Origin of the sequence: Aquincola agrisoli, assembly GCF_036621135.1 — a bacterium.
In the GTDB taxonomy this organism is placed as follows: domain Bacteria; phylum Pseudomonadota; class Gammaproteobacteria; order Burkholderiales; family Burkholderiaceae_C; genus Aquincola; species Aquincola agrisoli.
The window spans coordinates 1-1,873 of the sequence record NZ_JAZIBG010000015.1 but is presented as its reverse complement, the minus strand read 5'-3'; the positions used below and the strand labels follow the sequence as shown (position 1 = coordinate 1,873).

At 67.0% G+C, this 1,873-nt stretch carries 2 protein-coding genes; both read left to right on the top strand.

The window, feature by feature from the left end:
* On the top strand, positions 1-476 hold a 476-nt coding region (locus V4F39_RS04610), incomplete at its 5' end, for a TRAP transporter small permease (protein WP_332288132.1).
* 123 nt (positions 477-599) lie between these two features.
* A partial coding sequence (locus tag V4F39_RS04605) for a TRAP transporter large permease (protein WP_332288131.1) occupies positions 600-1,873 on the top strand: 1,274 nt, incomplete at its 3' end.

Below are 1,873 nucleotides of genomic sequence, written 5' to 3'. Positions count from 1 at the left end.
TGTGCGCGGCGCTGTCCAAGGCCAGCCTGGTGCTGGCGGTGGTGATGCTCGTGGCCATCATCCTGTGCGTGCAGTACCAGGTCGTCGGGCGCTATGTCTTCAACGACACGCCCACCTGGGCCGAGGGCCTGGCGCTGCAGCTGGTGCTGTACGTCACCGCGCTCGGCGTGGCCGTGGGCGTGCGCGATGCTGGCCACATCGGCCTGGAGTCGCTGGTCTCGCTGCTGCCCGAGGGCCTGCGGCTGAAGATCGAGATCCTCATCCATGCCCTCGTCGCCCTCTTCGGCGGCATCATGGCCTGGAGCGGCTGGACCTGGACCGTGCTGAAGTGGACCGACATCAAGCCCATGCTGGGCGTGCCGGTCGGCATGGACTACCTCGCGCTGGTGGTCGCCGGCGCGCTGATCGTCCTCTTCTCCATCGAGCACATCGTCGCGCTGGTTCGCCACGAGGACGTGCTCCCCGCCTGGCATTGAACGGGCCCCCAAGCTCGCTGTCGCTCGCTACCCCCCGAGGGGGCCGCCCCGCTGGCGGACCGGCGAAGCCGGATCCGCGGCGGGTTGCTTGAGCAAGGCCACCCCTTGCAAAGAAAGTCCGCCATGGAACTCACCGTTCTTTCCGTCGTGTTCGCGCTGCTGCTGTTGCTGGGCGTGCCCGTCGCGTTCTCGATCGGCCTCGCGTCGGTCGCCACCGTGCTGTATTCCGGCATGCCCATTGCCATCGTCTTCCAGAAGATGGTCGGCGGCATGCAGATCTTCTCCTTCCTCGCGATCCCGTTCTTCGTCTTCGCCGGCGAGCTGATGCTCTACGGCGGCATCGCCGACCGCATCGTGCGCTTCGCCAACAGCCTGGTCGGCCACGTGCGCGGCGGCCTGGGCATGAGCAACGTGCTGGGCTGCACCCTGTTCGGCGGCGTCGCGGGCTCGCCGCTGGCCGACGTCTCGGCCATGGGCTCGGTGATGATCCCGCTGATGAAGAAGGAGGGCTACGACGCCGACTACGCAGTCAACGTCACCACCCACTCCGCGCTCGTGGGCGCGCTGATGCCCACCTCGCACAACCTGATCATCTTCACCCTCGCCACCACCGGCATCGCCTCGGTCAGCGTGTTCAGCCTGATCCTGGCCGGCGTCATCCCGGCGCTGATCCTGACCATCTGCAACCTCGTGGCAGCCTACTACGTGGCGGTCAAGCGCGGCTACCCGACGCGCGGCCAGTTCCCCGGCTGGAAGGAGGTGGTGGTGTCGTTCCTGGCCTCGCTGCCGGGCCTGCTGATCGTGGTGATCATCCTGGCGGGCATCCTGTCGGGCATCTTCACCGCCACCGAGTCGGCGGCCACGGCGGTGTTCTGGGCGCTGCTGGTGACGGTGCTGGTCTACAAGACGCTGAGCTGGGAGAACTTCCTCAAGGCCTGCGCCAAGGCCTGCAAGACCACCGGCGTGGTGCTGCTGCTGATCGGCATCTCCTCGGCCTTCGGCTACTTCATGGCGCTGTACGAGGTGCCGCAGAAGACGGGCGAGCTGATGCAGTCGGTGACCACCAGCCCGTGGCTGATCTTCCTGATGATCAACGTGCTGCTGTTCGTCCTGGGCACCTTCCTGGACATGGCCGCGACGATCCTGATCTGCACGCCGATCTTCCTGCCGATCGCGCAGCACTTCGGCATGGACCCGGTGCAGTTCGGCATCGTGATGCTGATCAACTGCGCGCTGGGGCTGAACACGCCGCCGGTGGGGGTCACGCAGTTCGTGGGCTGCGCGATCGGGGGCGTCTCGGTCGGGCAGGTCATGAAGTCGATCCTGCCCTTCTACGGCGCGCTCACCGTGTGCCTGGCGCTCGTCACCTACGTGCCGGCGTTCTCGCTCTGGCTGCC